Below are 19,215 nucleotides of genomic sequence, written 5' to 3' on the forward strand. Positions count from 1 at the left end.
ATGGCGAGGGGTGTCATCCTTCTCGCAGCGGGCGGAACCGGCGGACATCTGTTTCCGGCCGAAGCGCTGGCGCATGAGCTGATCGAGCGCGGCTGGTCGGTGCAACTGGCCACCGACGACCGCGCAGAGCGGTTTGCCGGCCACTTCCCGGCTGCGGCCATCCATCCGATCCAGTCAGCGACGATGGGTTCGAAAAATCCCATCGCCGTGCTTGGCGCCTTCTGGAAAATCTGGCGCGGTGTGCGCGAGGCCTCCGCCATCATTGGCAGGATCAAGCCGGATGCGGTGGTCGGCTTTGGCGGCTACCCGACGCTGCCGCCGCTCTATGCGGCGACGCGGCGCAAGGTGCCGACGCTGATCCATGAGCAGAATGCGGTGATGGGGCGCGCCAACCGGGCGCTGGCCGGCCGCGTGGATGCCATTGCCGGCGGCTTCCTGCCGCAGGATACGAGTGCCATCGGTGAAAAGACGGTGACGACAGGCAATCCCGTCAGGCCGGCGGTGCTGGAGGCGGCCAAGACGCCTTACGCCGCGTCGACCGGGGAGGAGCCGTTCCGCCTGCTGGTGTTCGGCGGCAGTCAGGGCGCGCAGTTCTTTTCCGATGCCATGCCGGGCGCCATCGCGCTGCTTTCGGATGCCCAGCGCAAGCGCTTGCTGATCACGCAGCAGGCCCGCGCGGATGACGTGGCGCGGGTGAAGGCGGCCTATGCGACCCTTGGCGTCGCCGTCGAGGTCTCGCCCTTCTTCACCGACATGGCGGCACGCATCGCCGCGGCGCATCTGGTGATCTCGCGCTCCGGCGCCTCGACCGTGTCGGAGATCGCTGTCATCGGCCGGCCCGCGCTGCTGGTGCCCTATCCCTATGCGCTTGACCACGACCAGGCGGCGAACGCTGCGGCGCTTGCCGCTGCCGGCGGCGGCGAGGTGCACCCGCAATCGACGCTGTCGCCTGAACGGATTGCAACCCTCATTGGCGGGCTGATGGACAATCCCGAGCGGCTGGCGGCGATGGCCGCGGGCGCGAAGTCGGCCGGCAGGCCGGACGCGGCACGGTTGCTCGCCGATCTCACAGAGGCTATTGCGTCCAGAAAAACCGTTACGGATTTCAGGAAGGGGACGCACCCATGAAGATGCCGCAGACCATCGGCCTTGTGCATTTCATCGGCATTGGCGGCATCGGCATGAGCGGCATCGCCGAGGTGCTGCACAATCTCGGCTACAAGGTGCAAGGGTCCGACCAGGCCGACAGCGCCAATGTGCAGCGGCTGCGCGACAAGGGCATCGAATGCTTCGTCGGCCACAAGGCCGAGAATCTCGGCGATGCCGAGGTGGTGGTCGTCTCAACGGCGATCAAGAAGACCAATCCGGAGTTGAAGGCCGCGCGCGAAAAGCTGCTGCCGATCGTGCGCCGCGCCGAGATGCTGGCCGAATTGATGCGCTTCCGCCAGGCGGTGGCGATCGGCGGCACGCATGGCAAGACGACGACGACCTCGATGGTGGCGACGCTGCTCGAAGCCGGCGGGCTCGACCCGACCGTCATCAATGGCGGCATCATCAACGCCTATGGCACCAATGCCCGCATGGGCGACGGCGAATGGATGGTGGTCGAGGCCGACGAGAGCGACGGCACTTTCCTGAAGCTGCCGGCCGAGATCGCCGTGGTCACCAACATCGATCCCGAGCATCTCGACCACTATGGCAGCTTCGACAAGGTGCGCGAGGCGTTCCGCCAGTTCGTCGAGAATGTGCCCTTCTACGGCTTTGGCGTGATGTGCACCGATCACCCCGAGGTGCAGGCGCTGGTCGGCCGCATCGAGGACCGCCGTGTCATCACTTATGGCGAGAACGCGCAGGCCGATGTGCGCTTTACCAACCACCGCATGGCGGGTGCGACATCCGAGTTCGACGTGGTGATCCGCGACCGCAAGACCGGCGCCCAGAAGACGATAGCGGATTTGCGCCTGCCGATGCCCGGCCGCCACAATGTCTCCAATGCAACGGCGGCGATCGCCGTCGCGCACGAGCTCGGCCTGTCCGCCGAGGCGATCAAGAAGGGCCTGTCGTCCTTCGCCGGCGTCAAGCGCCGTTTCACCCAGACCGGTTCGTGGAACGGCGTCGACGTGTTCGACGATTACGGCCACCATCCGGTCGAGATCTCGGCGGTGCTGAAGGCGGCGCGCAGCGCCACCAAGGGCCGCGTCATCGCCATTGCCCAGCCGCACCGCTTCACCCGGCTGCACGATTTGTTCAACGAGTTCTCGGCCTGCTTCAACGACGCCGATACGGTGATGGTGGCGCCAGTCTACGCTGCCGGCGAAGACCCGATCGACGGCGTCACGTCGGACGAATTGGTGTCGCGCATCCGTGCCGCTGGCCATCGCGATGCGCGCTACATCGAAGGACCGGCCGCAATCGCACCGATCATTCGCGATCTGGCCAAGCCCGGCGACTTCGTCGTCTTCCTCGGCGCCGGCAACATCACCCAATGGGCCTATGCTCTGCCCAAGGAGCTTGCCGCCTCATGATGCACGGCCAGGCCCTGATCGACAAACTCGGCGATCGGCTTGCCGGCCTGCGCGGCCGGCTGACGCCGAATGCCGAGATGGACAAGATCACCTGGTTCCGCGCCGGTGGTCTGGCCGAGGCGCTGTTCCAGCCGGCGGACGAGGAGGACCTTGCTGCCTTCCTGCGCGCGGTTCCCGAAGAGATCCCCCTGACGATCGTTGGCGTCGGCTCCAACCTTCTGGTTCGCGACGGCGGCATTCCGGGTTTTGTCATCCGGCTTTCGGCCAAGGGTTTTGGCGAGGCCGAAATCGTTTCGCCGATCAGGATCGAGGCCGGCGCTGCGACGCCCGACAAGCGCGTGGCGGCCCTGGCGCTTGAAGCGGGCATTGGCGGCTTCCATTTCTACCACGGCATTCCGGGCGCCATTGGCGGGGCATTGAGGATGAATGCCGGCGCGAATGGCGTCGAGACACGCGAGCGCGTCGTCGAGGTGCGGGCGCTCGACCGCAAGGGCAATGTCCAGACGCTGAGCAATGCCGAGATGGGCTACGCCTATCGTCATTCGGCCGCACCGTCGGGCCTGATCTTCACCTCGGCAGTGTTTGAAGGCTTTGCCGAGGACAAGGCCACGATCAAGGCGGCGATGGACGCGGTGCAAAACCACCGTGAGACCGTGCAGCCGATCCGCGAGAAGACCGGTGGGTCGACCTTCAAGAATCCCGAAGGCACGTCGGCCTGGAAGGAGATCGACAAGGCGGGCTGCCGTGGCCTGATGATCGGTGGCGCGCAGATGTCGCCAATGCACTGCAACTTCATGATCAACACCGGCACGGCGACCGGTTACGACCTCGAATATCTCGGCGAGACGGTGCGCGCCCGCGTGCTCGAGCATTCGGGTATCCGGCTGCACTGGGAGATTAAGCGCATCGGCAATTTCCGGCCCGGACATGCCGTGCAGGAGTTTCTGGGGCAGTTGCTCTGATCCTGGTTGAAGTTCATGTGATGCATGAACTTCAGCACGCTGCCAAAGCGCGCGAAACCGTTGCTGCAAAGACTCAGCGAGGCGGTTTTCGCAGCCATTTTCTCACAAAGTGAATCTCTCGGAATCATAAGCACTTGCCAGTGAATCAACTCTCTGATTCTCTGCTCCAAAGCGTTTCCTGATTTGAGTCGTTCGACGCGTTATCCGCGTTTTCCGTCTGGTGGGGGCAGCCTGCCGGGAGACTCGGACTCAATGTTGCGGAAATCTTGGTTTTTGGTCCGCCGTGAGAGGGGATGACGGGGAATGAAAAGCAAGCATGTGGCCGTCCTGCTGGGAGGTTTTTCGTCCGAGCGGCCCGTGTCCCTGTCTTCTGGAAAGGCTTGCGCCGATGCGCTCGAGCAGGAAGGCTATCAGGTCACGCGCGTCGATGTCGGGCGCGATGTCGGCTCCGTGCTTGCCGAGCTCAAGCCTGATGTTGCCTTCAATGCGCTGCACGGCCCATTTGGCGAGGACGGCACTATCCAGGGTATCCTCGAATATCTCGGCATTCCATACACCCATTCCGGTGTGCTCGCCTCGGCGCTCGCCATGAACAAGGAGCAGGCGAAGAAGATCGTCAAATCGGTCGGTGTTCCCGTCGCCGAATCGAAAGTCACCAATCGCTTCGCCATCCAGAACAAGCATCCGATGAAGCCGCCCTATGTGATCAAGCCGGTCAATGAGGGGTCGAGCTTTGGTGTCGTCATCGTGTCGGAGGGGCAGTCGCATCCGCCCCAGGTCGTCGGGTCGTCCGAGTGGAAATATGGCGATACCGTCATGGTCGAGCGCTACATCCACGGGCGCGAGCTGACCTGCGCCGTTATGGGCGATGTGGCGCTCGGCGTCTGTGAGATCATCCCGACGGGCCATTCCTTCTACGATTACGATTCAAAATATGTCGCGGGCGGATCAAAACACGAATGCCCCGCAAAAGTTTCACCGAATATTTACCAAAAAATACAGACACTGGCGCTCAAGGCTCACCAAGCTGTCGGCTGTCGGGGCGTTTCCCGGTCGGACTTCCGTTATGACGATCGTCACTCCGAAAATGGCGAGGTTGTATGGCTCGAGGTCAACACTCAGCCGGGCATGACGCCGACGTCTTTGGTGCCTGAAATCGCTGCCCAGGCCGGGCATTCGTTTGGTGAATTGTTGAGTTGGATGGTGGAGGACGCTTCGTGTCTGCGTTGAAATGGGGACAGGGCAAGGGGAAGGGCGCGGCCGTGCCGTCGCTGTTCGGCCTGTCATTGTCGTTTGACCATTTCGTGCTGCCGCGCGTGCTTCGCCGCCCGGTGCGCATCCTGGCGCGCCTGGGTGATGGCGACTTCGAGGCGCCGCGCTTCTCCGTCGCGATCATGTCGGCCGTGCTGCTCGCTTCGAGCGGCGCCTATGGCGCCTATCTCGGCGGCCATGCCGACGGCATCATCCAGAGCATCACCGCCCGCACCGGCTTTGCCGTCGATCAGGTCAAGGTGGTCGGCAACCGCCAGACCTCGGAGATCGACATTCTCGACAGGCTCGAACTCGACGGCTGGACCTCGCTGATCGGCTTCGACGCCGAGGCAGCGCGTGAGCGCATTTCCGGCCTGCCGTGGATCGAGGTCGCGGCGGTGCGCAAGGTCTATCCGCATACGTTGGAAGTGCGCGTCGAGGAGCGCGATGCCTTCGCGCTCTGGCAGCAGGGCAATGATCTCTCGGTCATCGAAAAGGATGGCGCCGTCATCGCGCCGTTCTCGGGCGGCAAGCAGGTGCTGTTGCCGCTGCTGATCGGCGACGGCGCGCCGGCCAAGGCGCCTGACTTCCTGGCCAAGATCGAAAAATATCCCGACCTCGCGAGCCGGGTGAAAGGCTATATCCGCGTTGGCGATCGGCGCTGGGACCTGAAGCTGGACAACGGCATCACCGTCAAGCTGCCTGAGGACGATGAGGATCAGGCGCTCGCCGAGCTGGTCAAGATGGACAAGGACAAAGGGCTTTTGTCGCGCGACATCGCTGCTGTCGACATGCGCCTGACAGACCGGCTGGTCGTGGAATTGACGCCCGAAGCGGCGACGCAGCGCGAGGCCGCGCTCAACGAGAAGCCGAAGACCCTCAAGCGCAAGTCGGAGACCAAGATATGAGCTGGCTTGGCGGTTCAGGCGATGCCTCGTCGCGCCGGTCCGGCACTCTGACGGTGCTGGATGTCGGCTCGAACAAGGTCTGCTGCATGGTGGCCAAGCTCAAGCCGAACGATGACGGCAAGCTCTTGCGCGGTCGTTCGCACCGGATCCAGGTGATCGGTATCGGCCATCAGAAGTCGCAAGGCGTGAAGTCGGGCGTGGTCGTCGATCTCGATCGCGCTGAACACGCCATCCGGCTATCCGTCGACGCCGCCGAGCGCATGGCGGGGCTGACGGTCGATTCGCTCATCGTCAACATGACCGCCGGCCGGCTGAAGAGCGAAAGCTTCTCGGCGACCATCAATCTTGGCGGTCACGAGGCCGACGAGGCCGACATCAAGCGCGTGCTCGGCGCCGGCGCCAAGCAGGCGCTCAAGGCCGAGCGCGAGGTGATCCATTCGCTGCCCGTCGGCTTCTCGCTCGATGCTGAACGCGGTGTGCGCGATCCGCGCGGTATGGTCGGCGACGCACTTGGCGTCGACATGCATGTGCTGACCGGTGACGCAGCGCCGATGCGCAACCTGGAACTCTCCATCAACCGCTCGCATCTCTCGGTCGAGCGCATGGTGGCGACGCCCTATGCCAGCGGCTTGGCGGCGCTTGTCGATGACGAGCTGGAGCTGGGTGCTGCCTGCATCGACATGGGCGGCGGCACGACGACCATCTCGGTGTTTTCGGAAGGCAAGTTCGTTCATGGCGATGCGATCGCCATCGGCGGCAACCATGTCACGCTCGATATGGCCAAGGGGCTTTCGACGTCGCTCGACGCCGCCGAGCGGCTCAAGGTGATGCATGGCTCGGCGTTGCCGGGCAGTGCCGACGACCGTGACCTGGTCTCGATCCAGCCGATCGGCGACGATGGCGACGTACCGCTGCAGATCCCGCGTTCGGTGATGACGCGCATCGTGCGTGCCCGCATCGACGAAACACTCGAACTCCTGCGCGACCGGCTGAACAAGTCCGGCTACGGCAATGCGGTCGGCAAGCGCGTCGTGCTGACCGGCGGCGCCAGCCAGCTGGCCGGCCTGCCGGAAGCGGCACGCCGCATCCTGGGCCGCAATGTGCGCATCGGTCGCCCGCTCGGCGTGGCCGGTCTGCCCGAAGCAGCGAAGGGACCGGCCTTCTCGGCCGCCGTCGGGCTTCTGATCTATCCGCAGATGGCGAGTTTCGAGAGCCATCCGGCGAAAGGCATCTCCGGTCTCAGGATGACCGGAACGGGTGGAAAACTGCATCGCATGAGTCAGTGGTTGAGAGACAGTTTCTAATTGACGGGGACAGCCCCATAGGCGGCCGCGGCGGCGAAGCGGCGTGAAAGGCAAAGGACGGAGACAATGACCATCAATCTGCAGAAGCCGGACATCACCGAGCTTAAGCCGCGCATCACCGTGTTCGGTGTCGGCGGCGGCGGCGGCAATGCCGTGAACAACATGATCACCGCCGGTCTGCGCGGTGTCGAGTTCGTGGTGGCCAACACCGACGCGCAGGCGCTGACCATGTCGAAGGCCGCCCGGCTGATCCAGCTCGGCGCGCATGTCACCGAGGGCCTCGGTGCGGGATCGCAGCCGGAGGTCGGCCGCGCTGCGGCTGAGGAGTGCATCGACGAGATCCTCGACCATCTCACCAACACCCATATGTGCTTCGTCACCGCAGGTATGGGCGGCGGCACCGGCACGGGTGCTGCTCCGGTCGTTGCCCGCGCTGCGCGCGAAAAGGGCATCCTAACCGTCGGCGTCGTCACCAAGCCGTTCCACTTCGAGGGCCAGCGCCGCATGAAGACGGCCGACATGGGCATCGAGGAACTGCAGAAATGCGTCGATACCCTGATCGTCATCCCCAACCAGAACCTGTTCCGTCTGGCCAATGACAAGACCACCTTCGCCGATGCCTTCGCCATGGCTGACCAGGTGCTCTATTCCGGTGTTGCATGCATCACCGACCTGATGGTCAAGGAAGGCCTGATCAACCTCGACTTCGCCGACGTGCGTTCGGTGATGCGCGAGATGGGCAAGGCGATGATGGGCACCGGCGAAGCTTCGGGCGAAGGCCGTGCAATGGCCGCCGCCGAGGCTGCGATCGCCAACCCGCTGCTCGACGAGACCTCGATGAAGGGCGCCAAGGGCCTGCTGATCTCGATCACCGGCGGCCGCGACCTGACCCTGTTCGAAGTCGACGAAGCGGCGACCCGCATCCGCGAGGAAGTCGACCAGGACGCCAACATCATCCTGGGCGCCACCTTCGATGAGGAGCTCGAAGGCGTCATCCGCGTCTCGGTCGTTGCGACCGGCATCGACAAGTCGGCGGCTGAAATCGCCGCGGCACCGATCTCGATCCGTACCGCTCCGCCGAAGCCGGCCGGCCGGCCGGCCGTGGCCGCGGAAAGCCGCCCGGCACCGGTCCAGCAGCCTGTCTATGAGCCGCGCGCCGCCGACCCGGTCGCCGAGGCCATTCAGCTCGCGGAGGCAAACGCCGCGGCCATGGCGCAGGCTCGTCCGGCTCCGATCGCCCATGCGGACGATTTTCGCCCGCAGAGCAAGATCTTCCAGGCGCCGCCGGCACAGCCGCAGCCAATGCCGCAGCCGGTCGTCCAGCAGATGATGCAGCCGGCCCCGCAGCCGCGCGAAATGGTGCGTGAGGTCCAGCAGCCGGTGGCGATGGCGCCGCAGCGCATGCCGCGTGTTGAGGACTTTCCGCCGGTTGTGAAGGCCGAGGTGGATGCCAAGAGCCGTCCGGTCGACCATGAGAACAACAGCGGACCGATGGGCCTTTTGAAGCGCCTGACCAACGGCTTGACCCGCCGCGAGGAGGAGCCTGCACGGTTGCAGCCGGCGCAGCCGCGCGAGCCCAAGCTGCGCCAGGCCGCCCCCGAAGTGCGCCGTCTCGCCAGCCAGGACGCCCAGCTCTACGCGCCGCGCCGCGGCCAGCTGGATGACCAGGGCCGCCTGACGCCGCAGACCCGGGCGACTCACGACGACGATCAGCTGGAGATTCCGGCGTTCCTGCGCCGCCAGGCCAACTGAGCGGTTAACGGACTGTAGTATTTGTTAACAGGCAGGCAAGGAATTGCTTGCCTGTTAACGTTTTAAATGGTGCAAAATCAAAGGCTTATAATATCGAGCTCGCTCCGGCTCACGGTTACAGAGGGTAAGAAACCGTGATTTGGAGTCTCCCTGCCGGGACACTATCTTCGCTGCCTACCATAGTCGGTGTGCCGGGATTTCGGGGGAAGTGACCCTGCCTGCCGATTTAACAAGAGCCGCGCCCTCGGGCTGGAGAAGCGGACCTAGGCATATCGGGCTTATGGGGATTGTCTTGCACGACTATCAGACGACAGTGAAGGCGCGCGCGTCGCTTACGGGCACCGGCGTTCACAGCGGCAAAGAAGTTTCCATCAGTTTCCTGCCGGCGGATGCCGATACCGGCATAGTGTTTCAGCTTTTCAACGGAGCAGAGCAGGGCCGCGAGTTCCGCGCCTTGGTTGCCGAGGTCGGTGCCACCGATCTGTGCACCATGCTTGGCGATCCCGCGGGCGAGCACATCGCCACGGTCGAGCACATCATGGCCGCGCTGTTCGGGCTCGGCATCGACAATGTCCTTATCGAGATCGACGGTTCCGAAGTTCCGATCTTCGATGGCAGCGCCGTGGCATTCGTGGAGGCCATTGATCAGGCGGGCATCGAGACGCTGTCGGTCAAGCGCCGCTATATCAGGGTCATCAAGCCGGTCCGTATCGAGAATGGCGCCTCGTGGGCGGAGTTCAGGCCTTATGACGGCACCCGTTTCGAGGTCGAGATCGATTTCGAAAGCCCGGCAATCGGCCGTCAGCTGTTTGCGTCCGACCTCAATGCCGATATTTTCCGCCGCGACATCGCGCGGGCGCGCACCTTCGGTTTCATGAAGGATGTCGAGCGGCTCTGGGCCGCCGGCTATGCGCTGGGATCCTCGCTGGAAAATTCGCTTGTGATCGGTGACGACAACCGCGTCATCAACATGGGCGGCCTGCGTTATCCCAACGAATTCGTGCGCCACAAGACGCTGGACGCCATGGGCGATCTGGCGCTGGCCGGAGCCCGCTTCATCGGCTGCTTCCGCTCCTATCGCGGTGGCCACAGGATGAACGCCGCGGCGCTGCGGCGCCTGCTTTCGGACCGCACGGCCTTCGAGATCGTCGAGACGACACGCCGCGAGCGTGGCCGCGCAGCAGAGATGAGCGCCGTCAATGCGCCGCTCTACGCGCCCTGGATGATCTGATTCCTTAACGTTTTTCGGATTCCATGCGGGATGGCAGGTGTGGCATCAATGCATCACCATCCAGCGAAATTGTATGGATTCTCCGGCTCTGTCCGACCGCCACAAAAATGTGCGATTGGCTAGACATAGCGTTGCCGGGCAAGGCGGTTATGGTTTATGGCTGCTGCCGTCGACTAGTGCATGTCGCTCAAGAATGGGGACCAGTTTTGGGACAACTGCATGCAAGAGGCATTGAAATAACGCCGAAAGGGCGCAATCCAATCATGTTCTTCACGCGAGCCGGTCAATCGAAGGCGCCCCAGCGGTCTGTTATCCTGGCGCTTTCGCTGGTTGTTCCATCGCTCTTTCTGTCGGCTTGCATGTCGTCGCCGGAGAAAGACATCAACCTGTCGACCTATGTCGACCAGACCGAGCCGGCCGACGTTCTCTACAATGAGGGCCTCGCCAACCTGAATGCCGGCCGCCTGGACGAGGCGAGCAAGAAGTTCGATGCCGTCGATCGCCAGCATCCCTATTCGGAATGGGCCCGTAAATCGATGGTGATGGGCGCGTTCGCCGACTATCGAAAAGGCAGCTACGACGATGCGATCTCGTCGGCCAAGCGCTATCTGGCGCTTTACCCGTCGACGGATGACGCCGCCTATGCGCAGTACATCATCGGCCTGAGCTACTATCGCCAGATCAAGGATGTGACTCAGGATCAGAAGGAAGCACGCCAAACCGTGCAGACGATGCAGGATCTGGTGACGCGCTGGCCGACGTCGGAATATGTCGACGACGCCAAGGAGAAGATCCGCTTCGCCAACGACCAGCTCGCCGGCAAGGAAATGCAGATCGGCCGCTATTATCTGGAGCGCCGCGAGTACATCGCCGCCGTCAAGCGGTTCCGCAACGTGGTGGAGAACTATTCCAACACGCGCCATGTCGAGGAAGCTCTAGCCCGGCTCACCGAAAGCTATTACGCGCTGGGGCTGACCTCGGAGGCCCAGACGGCCGCCGCGGTGCTCGGCACCAACTATCCCGACAGCCAATGGTACAAGGATTCCTACAAGCTGCTGCAGAGCAACGGGCTGGCGCCGCGCGAAAATGCCGGATCGTGGATATCCAAGGCTGGCAAGCTGATCACCGGTGCGTGACCCCCAAGGCGCGTCGCAGCGACGCGCTTTTTTCGGATTGATCCGACGCTGAAACAAAAAGATAGTGCGGCGCTGCGACTCCGATTGGTCGCGTGCCGCTCCACAGCGGTTCAGTGGTTTGATTGAAGCGCTGAACCGTTCTATCTCTTGTTGACGCAATTCCGGACGGAAAACCATTCACACTTTTCCTGGAATTGCTCTGGCTTTTTTGTTCTACGCAATTCCTGTGGGAAAACCGTTACGCACTTTTCCTGGAATTGCTTGAGGTCCGGGTTCTGATGCTTTCCAGACTGTCGATCCGCGATATCGTCCTGATCGAGAAGCTGGATATCGACTTCCAGCCCGGCCTTTCCGTGTTGACCGGCGAAACCGGCGCCGGCAAATCCATCCTGCTCGATGCCTTGTCGCTGGCGCTCGGCGCGCGCGGCGATGCCTCTTTGGTGCGCCATGGCGCGGCACAGGGCCAGGTCATTGCCGTGTTCGATGTGCCGCGCAACCATCCGGTGCGCGCGCTGCTTGTCGAAAATGCCATCGAGGATGACGGCGATATCATCCTGCGCCGCGTGCAGACGGCGGACGGCCGCACCCGCGTCTTCGTCAACGACCAGCCGTCCAGCGTCACCCTGATGCGCGATGTCGGCCGTGCGCTGGTCGAAATCCACGGCCAGCACGATGAGCGCGCTTTGGTCGATCCCGGCGCCCACCGCGACGTGCTCGACGCTTTTGGTGGCCATCTCGGCGCCGTTCGCTCGACCGGCGAGGCCTGGCGGCACTGGCGCGGCTGCGAGCAGGAGCTTACCCGCCATCGCGCCAAGGTAGCGGCCGCCGCGCGCGAAGCCGACTATCTGCGCGCCGCGGTCGCGGAACTGACCAAGCTCGATCCGCAGCCCGGCGAGGAAACGGAACTGGCCGAACTGCGCGCCCACATGATGCGCGCCGAAAAGATCGCTTCCGAAATCCATGATGCGCAGGATGTGCTGTCCGGGCCGTCCTCTCCCTTGCCGCAACTGGCCAGTCTGCTGCGACGGTTGCAGCGCAAGGCGACGGAGGCGCCAGGCCTGCTCGAGGATGTGGTCAAGTCACTGGACGAGGCGATGCTGTCGCTCGACGCGGCGCAATCCGGTGTCGAGGCGGCACTGCGCGCCACCGAATATGATCCGCAGCGGCTGGAGAAGGCGGAGGAGCGGCTGTTTTCGCTGCGCGCGGCGTCACGCAAGCATAGCGTTGCCGTCGATGATCTGGCGCAACTGCGCGACACGATGGTTGCCGATCTGGCCGATCTCGACGCCGGCGAGGAGCGCCTGCATGGGCTGGAAAAGCAGGCCACAGCCGCGCGCGAGGCCTATGACATCGGCGCCGCGCAGCTTTCCTCGCTTCGCCATGCGGCGGCGGTCGGCCTGACCAAAGCCGTCATGGCCGAATTGCCGGCGCTGAAGCTCGAACGCGCCGCCTTCATCGTCGAGATGAAGAGCGAGGCCGAGACCCGCATGGAGGAGGGCATCGACCAGATCGAGTTCTGGGTGCGCACCAATCCCGGCACGCGGCCCGGGCCGATGATGAAGGTGGCGTCCGGCGGCGAGCTGTCACGCTTCCTGCTGGCGCTGAAGGTGGCGCTGGCCGATCGCGGCTCGGCGCCGACGCTGGTCTTCGACGAAATCGACACTGGCGTGGGTGGCGCCGTGGCGGATGCCATCGGCCAGAGGCTGGCGCGGCTGTCCAAGCGCGTGCAGGTGCTGTCGGTCACCCATGCGCCGCAGGTGGCGGCGCGCGCGGCGACGCATTTCCTGATCTCCAAATCGGGCAGCACCGACCGCGTGGCGACCGGCATTGCCGAGATGGACCGACCGGCGCGGCAGGAAGAGATTGCCCGCATGCTGGCTGGCGCCACCATCACCGACGAGGCGCGCGCCGCCGCAGAGCGGCTGCTGCGTGAGAATACAAACGCGGCATAGAATATCCGGTGTCATGGCCGATTTAGGATATCGGAGCGAGTCAGGATATGGCTCCATCCTGCTGTTCAGGAATGATTTTCCCAAAATCCTGATCTATTGTGACGCGCCACCGTTCGGGGGAGAAAAGCATGGCCGAAAAACCTGTCGATTCGCTCAGCGAAAGCGAGGCCGAAGCCGAACTCCAGCGGCTGGCCGAAGAGATCGCCGGGCACGATGTGCGCTACCATACCGAGGACGCGCCTACGATCACGGACGCGGAGTATGATGCGCTGCGGCGGCGCAACCTTGCCATCGAAGAGCGCTTTCCCGGCCTGGTGCGCGAGGATTCGCCGTCGCGCAGGGTGGGTGCTGCGCCGGCGGAAGGTTTTGCCAAGGTGCGCCATGCCGTGCCGATGCTCAGCCTCGCCAAGGCCTATACGGACGAGGATGTCACCGATTTCATCGAGCGCGGCCGGCGCTTCTTCGACCGCGACAAGGATCTCGACATCGCCTTCACGGCCGAGCCGAAGATCGATGGGCTGTCGGCATCGCTGCGCTATGAGAAGGGCGTGTTCGTGCAGGGTGCGACGCGCGGCGACGGCGCCGTTGGCGAAGACATCACCGCCAATCTCAGAACCATCGCCGACATCCCCGCGAAGCTGAAAGGCTCGGGCTGGCCCGACACGATCGAGATACGTGGCGAGGTCTACATGACCTATGCGGAGTTCGAGGCGTTGAAGCAGCGCTCGGCCGCGGCCGGCGGTCAGGATTACGTCAATCCGCGCAACACGGCGGCCGGATCGCTGCGCCAGAAGGATGCCTCCGTCACCGCCAGCCGCAACCTCAAATTCTTCGCCTATGCCTGGGGCTTCACGACGGCAGATCCGGCGTCGACGCAGTACGAATCGGTGCAAAAATTCGCCGACTGGGGCTTCAAGATCAGCCCTTTGATGGTGCGGGCGAAGTCGGCCGAGGAACTGGTCGCGCACTACCATCTGATCGAGGAGCAGCGCTCTTCGCTTGGCTATGACATAGACGGCGTCGTCTACAAGGTCGACCAGCTGGAGCTGCAGCGCCGCTGGGGTTTCGTCACCGGCGAGCCGCGCTGGGCCGTTGCGCACAAATTCCCGGCCGAACAGGCAATGACGACCGTGCAGAAAATCGACATCCAGGTCGGCCGCACCGGCACGCTGGCGCCGGTCGCAAGGCTTGCGCCCGTCACCGTGGGGGGCGTCGTGGTCGAGAACGTCACGCTGCACAATGAGGACTACATCAAGGGCTTTGACAGCAACGGCCTGCCGATCCGCGACGGCATCGACGTGCGCATCGGCGACACGGTGGTGATCCAGCGGGCAGGGGATGTCATCCCGCAGATCGTCAGCGTCGTCGTCGACAAGCGTCCGGCCGATGCCGTGCCTTACGAATTCCCGCATACCTGTCCGGTTTGCGGTTCGCCGGCGACGCGCGAGATCAACGAGAAGACCGGCAAGGAGGATTCCCGCCGGCGCTGCACCGGCGAGCTGATCTGCGCCGCGCAAGCCGTGGAAAGGTTGCGCCATTTCGTGTCGCGCGGTGCGCTCGATATCGAGGGCCTGGGCGCCGAAAACATCGACACGTTCTTCAATGCCGGGCTGATCAAGACGGCCGCCGATATCTTCACCCTCAGGGATCGCCGTCCCGCCGTCACCAAGGCGCTTGCCGAGCGGCGCGAGGAGCAGGCCAGGCAGCGTGAGGCGGCATCCGGCAAGACCCGCAAGAATGTGCGCAGCGTCGAGGACCGCAACTATGAGGGTCTCGACAAGCTGTTTGCGGCGATCGATTCGCGCCGCGCGCCGGAACTTGACCGGTTTATTTTCGCGCTCGGCATCCGCCATATCGGCGAGACGACGGCGGCCGTGCTTGCCAAGACCTTTTCCACCATCGAGGAGCTGATCCGCGTCGGCAGGGAGACTGCGGCGGCGGAGGATCCGCACACCGTGTTCCCATCGGTCAATGGCATCGGCGATACGGTGATCGATGCGCTGCGCGATTTCTTCGGCAATGAGCGCAATGACGACGTGCTCGACAAGCTGCTCGGAGAGGTCAAGCCGAAGCCTTATATCGTCACCGTCTCAGCTGACAGCGAGGTCGCCGGCAAGACGATTGTGTTCACCGGCTCGCTGGAGAAGATGACGCGCTCCGAAGCCAAGGCGATGGCCGAGCGTCTCGGCGCCAGGGTGGCCGGTTCGGTTTCGGCCAAGACCGACCTGCTGGTGGCCGGACCTGGTGCCGGCTCCAAGCTCAAGCTTGCCAGTGAACTCGGCGTCGAAGTCATCGACGAGGACACATGGCTGCAACGGGTCGGCAAGTCGTGACGGCGTTCAAAGGCTTCGGCCCAAAAGCCATTCCGTTCCTGACGGCACTGGATTTCCACCAGAGCCGAGAGTGGTTTTTGGAGAACCGCGACCTGTTCGAACAGGAATTGCGCGATCCCCTTGGCGATCTGGTCGACACGCTGGCGCAGCGTTTCGCGGATGCCGGGCTTGGCTTGCGCGGCGACCGCAAGAAGTCATTGTTCCGCATCAATCGCGACGTGCGATTCGCCAAGGACAAGCGGCCCTACAACCGGCATGTCTCGGCGATCCTGTCGCCGGATGGCAGCAAGGCCGTGCAGGGCGTGTTCTACGTTCATATCGGGCTCGAAGGATGCTTTGCCGGCGTCGCCTGGTGGCAGCCGGATTCCGCACTGCTGCTGGCGATGCGGCGCTCCATCGAGACGTGGCCAGAGCGGTTTCGCGCCATGGTGAAGGCGTTGAAGAAGAACAACCTCGAGCTGGATGCCGAAGACGCCATGAAACGCACGCCCCGGGGTTTCGAGCACGTCACGGAGACGGACCTCCTGGCTGCGATCCGCAACCGGCATTTTGCCGTTCGGCATGCGATCGATCCGGCTGATATTCATGCGCCGGAGCTGGTCGAGGAACTTGTCGATTTCACCTTGCGCGCCAAGCCGCTGCTCGACTGGGGCAGGGCGATCGAGGGTAGAATCGCGAAGGACTAAGTTCCATCTCCAGCCCGGCGACGATCATTTCCGCTGATCGTTTGGCTCAAGCGAATTCGTGTGACAAGGCCTGCTGCACTACCTAGATCAACGGTTTCGACCCTGGAGCGATCGATGGCGGCAGACGTGATCTCTGAGAGCGGCGGCAAAAGCGACTTCTGGCAAGGCGTGCGGCTCTCCATGCCTGTTGTGGTGGCCTCGGCGCCGTTCGCGGTGCTGTTCGGGGCGCTTGCCGTCGATCAAGGCTTCTCGGTCCTCGAAGCGTTCCTGATGAGCGCGCTGGTGTTCGGCGGCGCCAGCCAGATGGTTGGCATCCAGCTGTTCGGCCAGCATGTCGCGCCGTGGCTGATCGTGCTGTCGATCTTCGCCGTTAATTTCCGTCATGTGCTCTACTCCGCCGGCATCGGCCGGCGCATCGCGCACTGGCCTGTGATCCAGCAGGCACTCGGCTATTTCATCCTCACCGATCCGCAGTTCGCGGTAGCCGAGGCGAGGGCGCAATCCGGCCAGACTGTCGGCTTCGCCTGGTATCTGGGGCTTGGCCTGCCGGTCTATGTGTTCTGGGTGGTGGAAAGCGCGCTCGGCGCGGTGTTCGGCAAGCTGATCCCCGACACTCATGCGCTGGGCATCGATTTCCTGCTGCCGATCTATTTTCTTGGCCTGGTGATGGGCTTCCGCAAGCGGCCGCTGTGGCTGCCGGTGGTGGTCACCAGTGCTTGCGCCTCGATCATCGCCTACAAGACGGTCGGCTCACCCTGGCACGTCTCGATCGGCGCCATTGCCGGCGTGCTGCTCGCCGTCATCCTGCCACCGCACCATAGCGGCGTGGGGACAAGGCCATGAGCACGACTTTCTGGATCATCATCGCCGGTGCGATCGCCACCTATCTGACGCGCATCGGCGGGCATCTGGTCATCTCCCGCTTCGACAACATCCATCCGCGCGTCGAGGCCGGCCTCAATGCCGTGCCTGCGGCGGTGCTGACGACGCTGGTGGCGCCGGAGCTGTTGAATGCCGGAATTGCCGAATGGGCGGCATTGGCCGTCACCGCCGTGGTTTCGCTGCGCGGCGGGCTGATGTCGATGTTTTTGGCGGGGGCGGCGGTGCTGATCGTGGCGCGGCAATTTGTGGGATAGGCCTGCCGGCGCGATCGTATTCGAACGTTAGCGCTGCCCCTCATTGCCCTGCCGGGCATTTCTCCCCGTAAACGGGGAGAAAGAAGCTCACCTTAAATCTTCGCGTCGTGCGGCAGCGGCGCTGTTGCCTTTTCCAGCCAGGCCAGCGTTTCGCCGTCGAGCATCGGTCCGATCTCGGCCAGCACCCAGCCATGGTAGGCGTCGAGCCAATGCAGTTCCTCGCGCGTCAAAAGGTCTGACCGCACCAACCGCTTGTCGATCGGCGCGAGCGTCAGCGTCTCGAAGCCGTGCATGGCAATGTCGCCGCCCTCGATCTGTTCGGCCGGCGTCACCAGGATCAGGTTTTCGATGCGGATGCCGTAGGCGCCTTCCTTGTAGTAGCCGGGTTCGTTCGACAGCATCATGCCTTCGAGCAGCTTTTCGGTGCCGGTGCGGGCAATGCGTTGCGGGCCTTCATGCACGGCGAGATACGAGCCGACGCCATGGCCGGTGCCATGGGCGAAGTCGCAGCCATGCTTCCACAGCGCCATGCGGGCGACGGCGTCGATCTCCGAGCCGCGCGTGCCGGCGGGGAAGCGCAGCGTCGAAATGCCGATCATGCCTTTCAGCACCAGCGTGAAGCGTTCGCGCATCTCCTCGGTCGGCTGGCCGATCGGCACGGTGCGGGTGATGTCGGTGGTGCCATCCTGATATTGCGCGCCGGAATCGAGCAGGAACAGCTCGCCGGCCTGCAGCTTGCGGCTGGTGGCGCGTGACACGCGGTAGTGCATGATGGCGCCGTTCGGGCCGGCGCCGGAAATGGTGTCGAAGGAGACGTCGCGCAGCGGCATCTGCGTTTCCTTGCCGGTCTGCCGGCGGCTCTCTTCCAGCCTGGTGACGACCGCGATCTCGTCGAGCGAGCCGGGTTTTTGCCGCTCCAGCCAGCACAAAAGCTTCGCCACCGCCGCACCGTCGCGGCGATGCGCGGCGCGCGAGCCGTTGATCTCGGCCTGGTTCTTGGTGGCGCGCGGGATGCGGGCAGGATCTGGCGCGGCAATCACCGTGCCGCCAGTGTCCTCGACCAGCATGCGCAGCCGGTCGGCGGCCAGCACCGGGTCGAGCGCGATCTTCGCGCCGCCCTTGGCAAGCGCTGCGATCGCCGCTTCGAATTCGCCTGGCTCATGCAAATCGGCGAGCTGGGTGAGATAGGCCGCGACCTGGCGCGGGAATTTGCGCTTGTCCATGAACAGCTGATGCGATCCATCGGCGGCGAGGATGGCGAAGCCGAGCGCCAGCGGCGTGTGCGGCACGTCGCCGCCACGGATGTTGAAGGCCCAGGCGATGGAGGAGGGGTCGGTCAGCACCGCATGGGTAGCGCCGTCCTTGCCGATCACTGTTGCCAGCCGCGCCAGCTTGTCCTTGGCGAGTTCGCCGGCAAAGCCGATCGGATGCAGTTCGACCGGGGCCACCGGTGCGGCGGGCTGATCCTTCCAGATGATGTCGACCGGGTTCCTGTCGAGCGGCACCAGCACCGCGCCGGTCTTGTCGGCCGAGGCCTGCAACGCCTTGACCTCGCTGATCGTGTGCAGCCATGGATCGAAGCCCAGCCGCGCGCCCTTGCCGATATTGTCCTTGAGCCAGATGGCGGGCGGGTTGTCGACCAGGCTTTCGATCGAAAAAATGTCGAGATCGACCTCGTTTCGCACCTGCAGCGTGTAGCGTCCGTCGACGAAGACGAAGGCGCGGTCGCGCAGCACGATGGCGACGCCGGCCGAGCCGCTGAAGCCGGTCAGCCATTTCAGCCGTGCCGAACGATCGGCGACATATTCCCCCTGATGCTCGTCGGCGCGCGGAACGATGAAGCCGTCGAGGCCATTCGCGGCCAGCCATTGGCGCAGCAGCGCCACGCGCGGCTTGCCGACGGAAGGGTCGCTCGCGGAATCGAAGGTCTGGAACATGATGGGCCTCCTGATGTCGCGTGACCGTAGCCTATGGGTCCGGAAAGCGGAATCGATTTCCAGTTGGCGCAACCTGCTACAGCCTCGCTTGGATGACAACAA

The 19,215-nt window shown here is 64.0% G+C and carries 15 protein-coding genes; 14 read left to right on the forward strand and 1 reads right to left on the reverse strand.

Going from position 1 to position 19,215, the window contains the following annotated elements:
- From murG to HGP13_RS16760, 14 genes are all read left to right on the forward strand, one after another.
- Positions 1-1,128: an undecaprenyldiphospho-muramoylpentapeptide beta-N-acetylglucosaminyltransferase gene (gene murG, locus HGP13_RS16695; RefSeq protein WP_172227361.1), complete on the forward strand. Its 1,128-nt coding sequence runs from the start codon at positions 1-3 to the stop codon at positions 1,126-1,128.
- Positions 1,125-2,525, forward strand: coding sequence for a UDP-N-acetylmuramate--L-alanine ligase (gene murC, locus HGP13_RS16700; RefSeq protein ID WP_172227363.1), 1,401 nt, complete (start codon positions 1,125-1,127; stop codon positions 2,523-2,525). The genes murG and murC overlap by 4 nt, the downstream gene beginning before the upstream one ends.
- On the forward strand, positions 2,522-3,487 hold the full coding sequence (murB, locus tag HGP13_RS16705) for a UDP-N-acetylmuramate dehydrogenase (RefSeq protein ID WP_172227365.1): 966 nt from the start codon (positions 2,522-2,524) through the stop codon (positions 3,485-3,487). The genes murC and murB overlap by 4 nt, the downstream gene beginning before the upstream one ends.
- A 303-nt stretch (positions 3,488-3,790) precedes the next feature.
- A complete protein-coding gene (locus HGP13_RS16710; RefSeq protein WP_172227367.1) occupies positions 3,791-4,717 on the forward strand; it encodes a D-alanine--D-alanine ligase in 927 nt (308 codons plus the stop codon).
- Positions 4,705-5,646 carry a cell division protein FtsQ/DivIB gene (locus HGP13_RS16715; RefSeq protein ID WP_172227369.1) on the forward strand — a complete coding sequence of 314 codons (942 nt, stop codon included), beginning with the start codon at positions 4,705-4,707 and terminating at the stop codon, positions 5,644-5,646. Before HGP13_RS16710 ends, HGP13_RS16715 begins: the two co-directional genes overlap by 13 nt.
- A complete protein-coding gene (ftsA, locus tag HGP13_RS16720) occupies positions 5,643-6,950 on the forward strand; it encodes a cell division protein FtsA (protein WP_064988167.1) in 1,308 nt (435 codons plus the stop codon). The genes HGP13_RS16715 and ftsA overlap by 4 nt, the downstream gene beginning before the upstream one ends.
- A 66-nt stretch (positions 6,951-7,016) precedes the next feature.
- Positions 7,017-8,702 carry a cell division protein FtsZ gene (gene ftsZ / locus HGP13_RS16725; RefSeq protein ID WP_172227371.1) on the forward strand — a complete coding sequence of 562 codons (1,686 nt, stop codon included), beginning with the start codon at positions 7,017-7,019 and terminating at the stop codon, positions 8,700-8,702.
- Positions 8,703-8,982: 280 nt separating this feature from the next.
- Positions 8,983-9,933: a UDP-3-O-acyl-N-acetylglucosamine deacetylase gene (gene lpxC, locus HGP13_RS16730; protein WP_172227373.1), complete on the forward strand. Its 951-nt coding sequence runs from the start codon at positions 8,983-8,985 to the stop codon at positions 9,931-9,933.
- A gap of 263 nt (positions 9,934-10,196) precedes the next feature.
- A complete protein-coding gene (locus HGP13_RS16735) occupies positions 10,197-11,069 on the forward strand; it encodes an outer membrane protein assembly factor BamD (RefSeq protein ID WP_172227375.1) in 873 nt (290 codons plus the stop codon).
- A gap of 278 nt (positions 11,070-11,347) precedes the next feature.
- On the forward strand, positions 11,348-13,021 hold the full coding sequence (gene recN / locus HGP13_RS16740; RefSeq protein WP_172227377.1) for a DNA repair protein RecN: 1,674 nt from the start codon (positions 11,348-11,350) through the stop codon (positions 13,019-13,021).
- A 128-nt stretch (positions 13,022-13,149) separates the two neighbouring features.
- Positions 13,150-15,354, forward strand: a complete 2,205-nt coding sequence (gene ligA, locus HGP13_RS16745; RefSeq protein ID WP_172227380.1) for an NAD-dependent DNA ligase LigA — start codon at positions 13,150-13,152, stop codon at positions 15,352-15,354.
- On the forward strand, positions 15,327-16,040 hold the full coding sequence (locus HGP13_RS16750) for a TIGR02453 family protein (protein WP_172227382.1): 714 nt from the start codon (positions 15,327-15,329) through the stop codon (positions 16,038-16,040). The genes ligA and HGP13_RS16750 overlap by 28 nt, the downstream gene beginning before the upstream one ends.
- A gap of 114 nt (positions 16,041-16,154) precedes the next feature.
- The gene (locus HGP13_RS16755; RefSeq protein WP_172227384.1) at positions 16,155-16,883 is read left to right on the forward strand and encodes an AzlC family ABC transporter permease; all 729 of its coding nucleotides are present in this window, start codon (positions 16,155-16,157) and stop codon (positions 16,881-16,883) included.
- Positions 16,880-17,176 (forward strand): AzlD family protein, encoded by a 297-nt coding sequence (locus HGP13_RS16760; RefSeq protein WP_172227387.1) that lies wholly within the window; start codon positions 16,880-16,882, stop codon positions 17,174-17,176. Before HGP13_RS16755 ends, HGP13_RS16760 begins: the two co-directional genes overlap by 4 nt.
- Positions 17,177-17,268: 92 nt before the next feature.
- On the opposite strand, the gene HGP13_RS16765 is transcribed toward HGP13_RS16760, so the two are convergent.
- Positions 17,269-19,113 carry an aminopeptidase P family protein gene (locus tag HGP13_RS16765; RefSeq protein WP_172227389.1) on the reverse strand — a complete coding sequence of 615 codons (1,845 nt, stop codon included), beginning with the start codon at positions 19,111-19,113 and terminating at the stop codon, positions 17,269-17,271.
- Between the last annotated feature and the right edge of the window lie 102 nt (positions 19,114-19,215).

It is taken from the genome of Mesorhizobium sp. NZP2077 (assembly GCF_013170805.1).
GTDB lineage: Bacteria > Pseudomonadota > Alphaproteobacteria > Rhizobiales > Rhizobiaceae > Mesorhizobium.

Excerpts from the sequence above, each read along its gene's own strand:
- murG (WP_172227361.1), top strand. The coding sequence starts at position 1 with ATGGCGAGGGGTGTCATCCTTCTCGCAGCGGGCGGAACCGGCGGACAT.
- murC (WP_172227363.1), top strand. The coding sequence starts at position 1,125 with ATGAAGATGCCGCAGACCATCGGCCTTGTGCATTTCATCGGCATTGGC.
- murB (WP_172227365.1), top strand. The coding sequence starts at position 2,522 with ATGATGCACGGCCAGGCCCTGATCGACAAACTCGGCGATCGGCTTGCC.
- HGP13_RS16710 (WP_172227367.1), top strand. The coding sequence starts at position 3,791 with ATGAAAAGCAAGCATGTGGCCGTCCTGCTGGGAGGTTTTTCGTCCGAG.
- ftsA (WP_064988167.1), top strand. The coding sequence starts at position 5,643 with ATGAGCTGGCTTGGCGGTTCAGGCGATGCCTCGTCGCGCCGGTCCGGC.
- ftsZ (WP_172227371.1), top strand. The coding sequence starts at position 7,017 with ATGACCATCAATCTGCAGAAGCCGGACATCACCGAGCTTAAGCCGCGC.
- lpxC (WP_172227373.1), top strand. The coding sequence starts at position 8,983 with ATGGGGATTGTCTTGCACGACTATCAGACGACAGTGAAGGCGCGCGCG.
- HGP13_RS16735 (WP_172227375.1), top strand. The coding sequence starts at position 10,197 with ATGTTCTTCACGCGAGCCGGTCAATCGAAGGCGCCCCAGCGGTCTGTT.
- recN (WP_172227377.1), top strand. The coding sequence starts at position 11,348 with ATGCTTTCCAGACTGTCGATCCGCGATATCGTCCTGATCGAGAAGCTG.
- ligA (WP_172227380.1), top strand. The coding sequence starts at position 13,150 with ATGGCCGAAAAACCTGTCGATTCGCTCAGCGAAAGCGAGGCCGAAGCC.
- HGP13_RS16750 (WP_172227382.1), top strand. The coding sequence starts at position 15,327 with ATGGCTGCAACGGGTCGGCAAGTCGTGACGGCGTTCAAAGGCTTCGGC.
- HGP13_RS16755 (WP_172227384.1), top strand. The coding sequence starts at position 16,155 with ATGGCGGCAGACGTGATCTCTGAGAGCGGCGGCAAAAGCGACTTCTGG.
- HGP13_RS16760 (WP_172227387.1), top strand. The coding sequence starts at position 16,880 with ATGAGCACGACTTTCTGGATCATCATCGCCGGTGCGATCGCCACCTAT.
- HGP13_RS16765 (WP_172227389.1), bottom strand. The coding sequence starts at position 19,113 with ATGTTCCAGACCTTCGATTCCGCGAGCGACCCTTCCGTCGGCAAGCCG.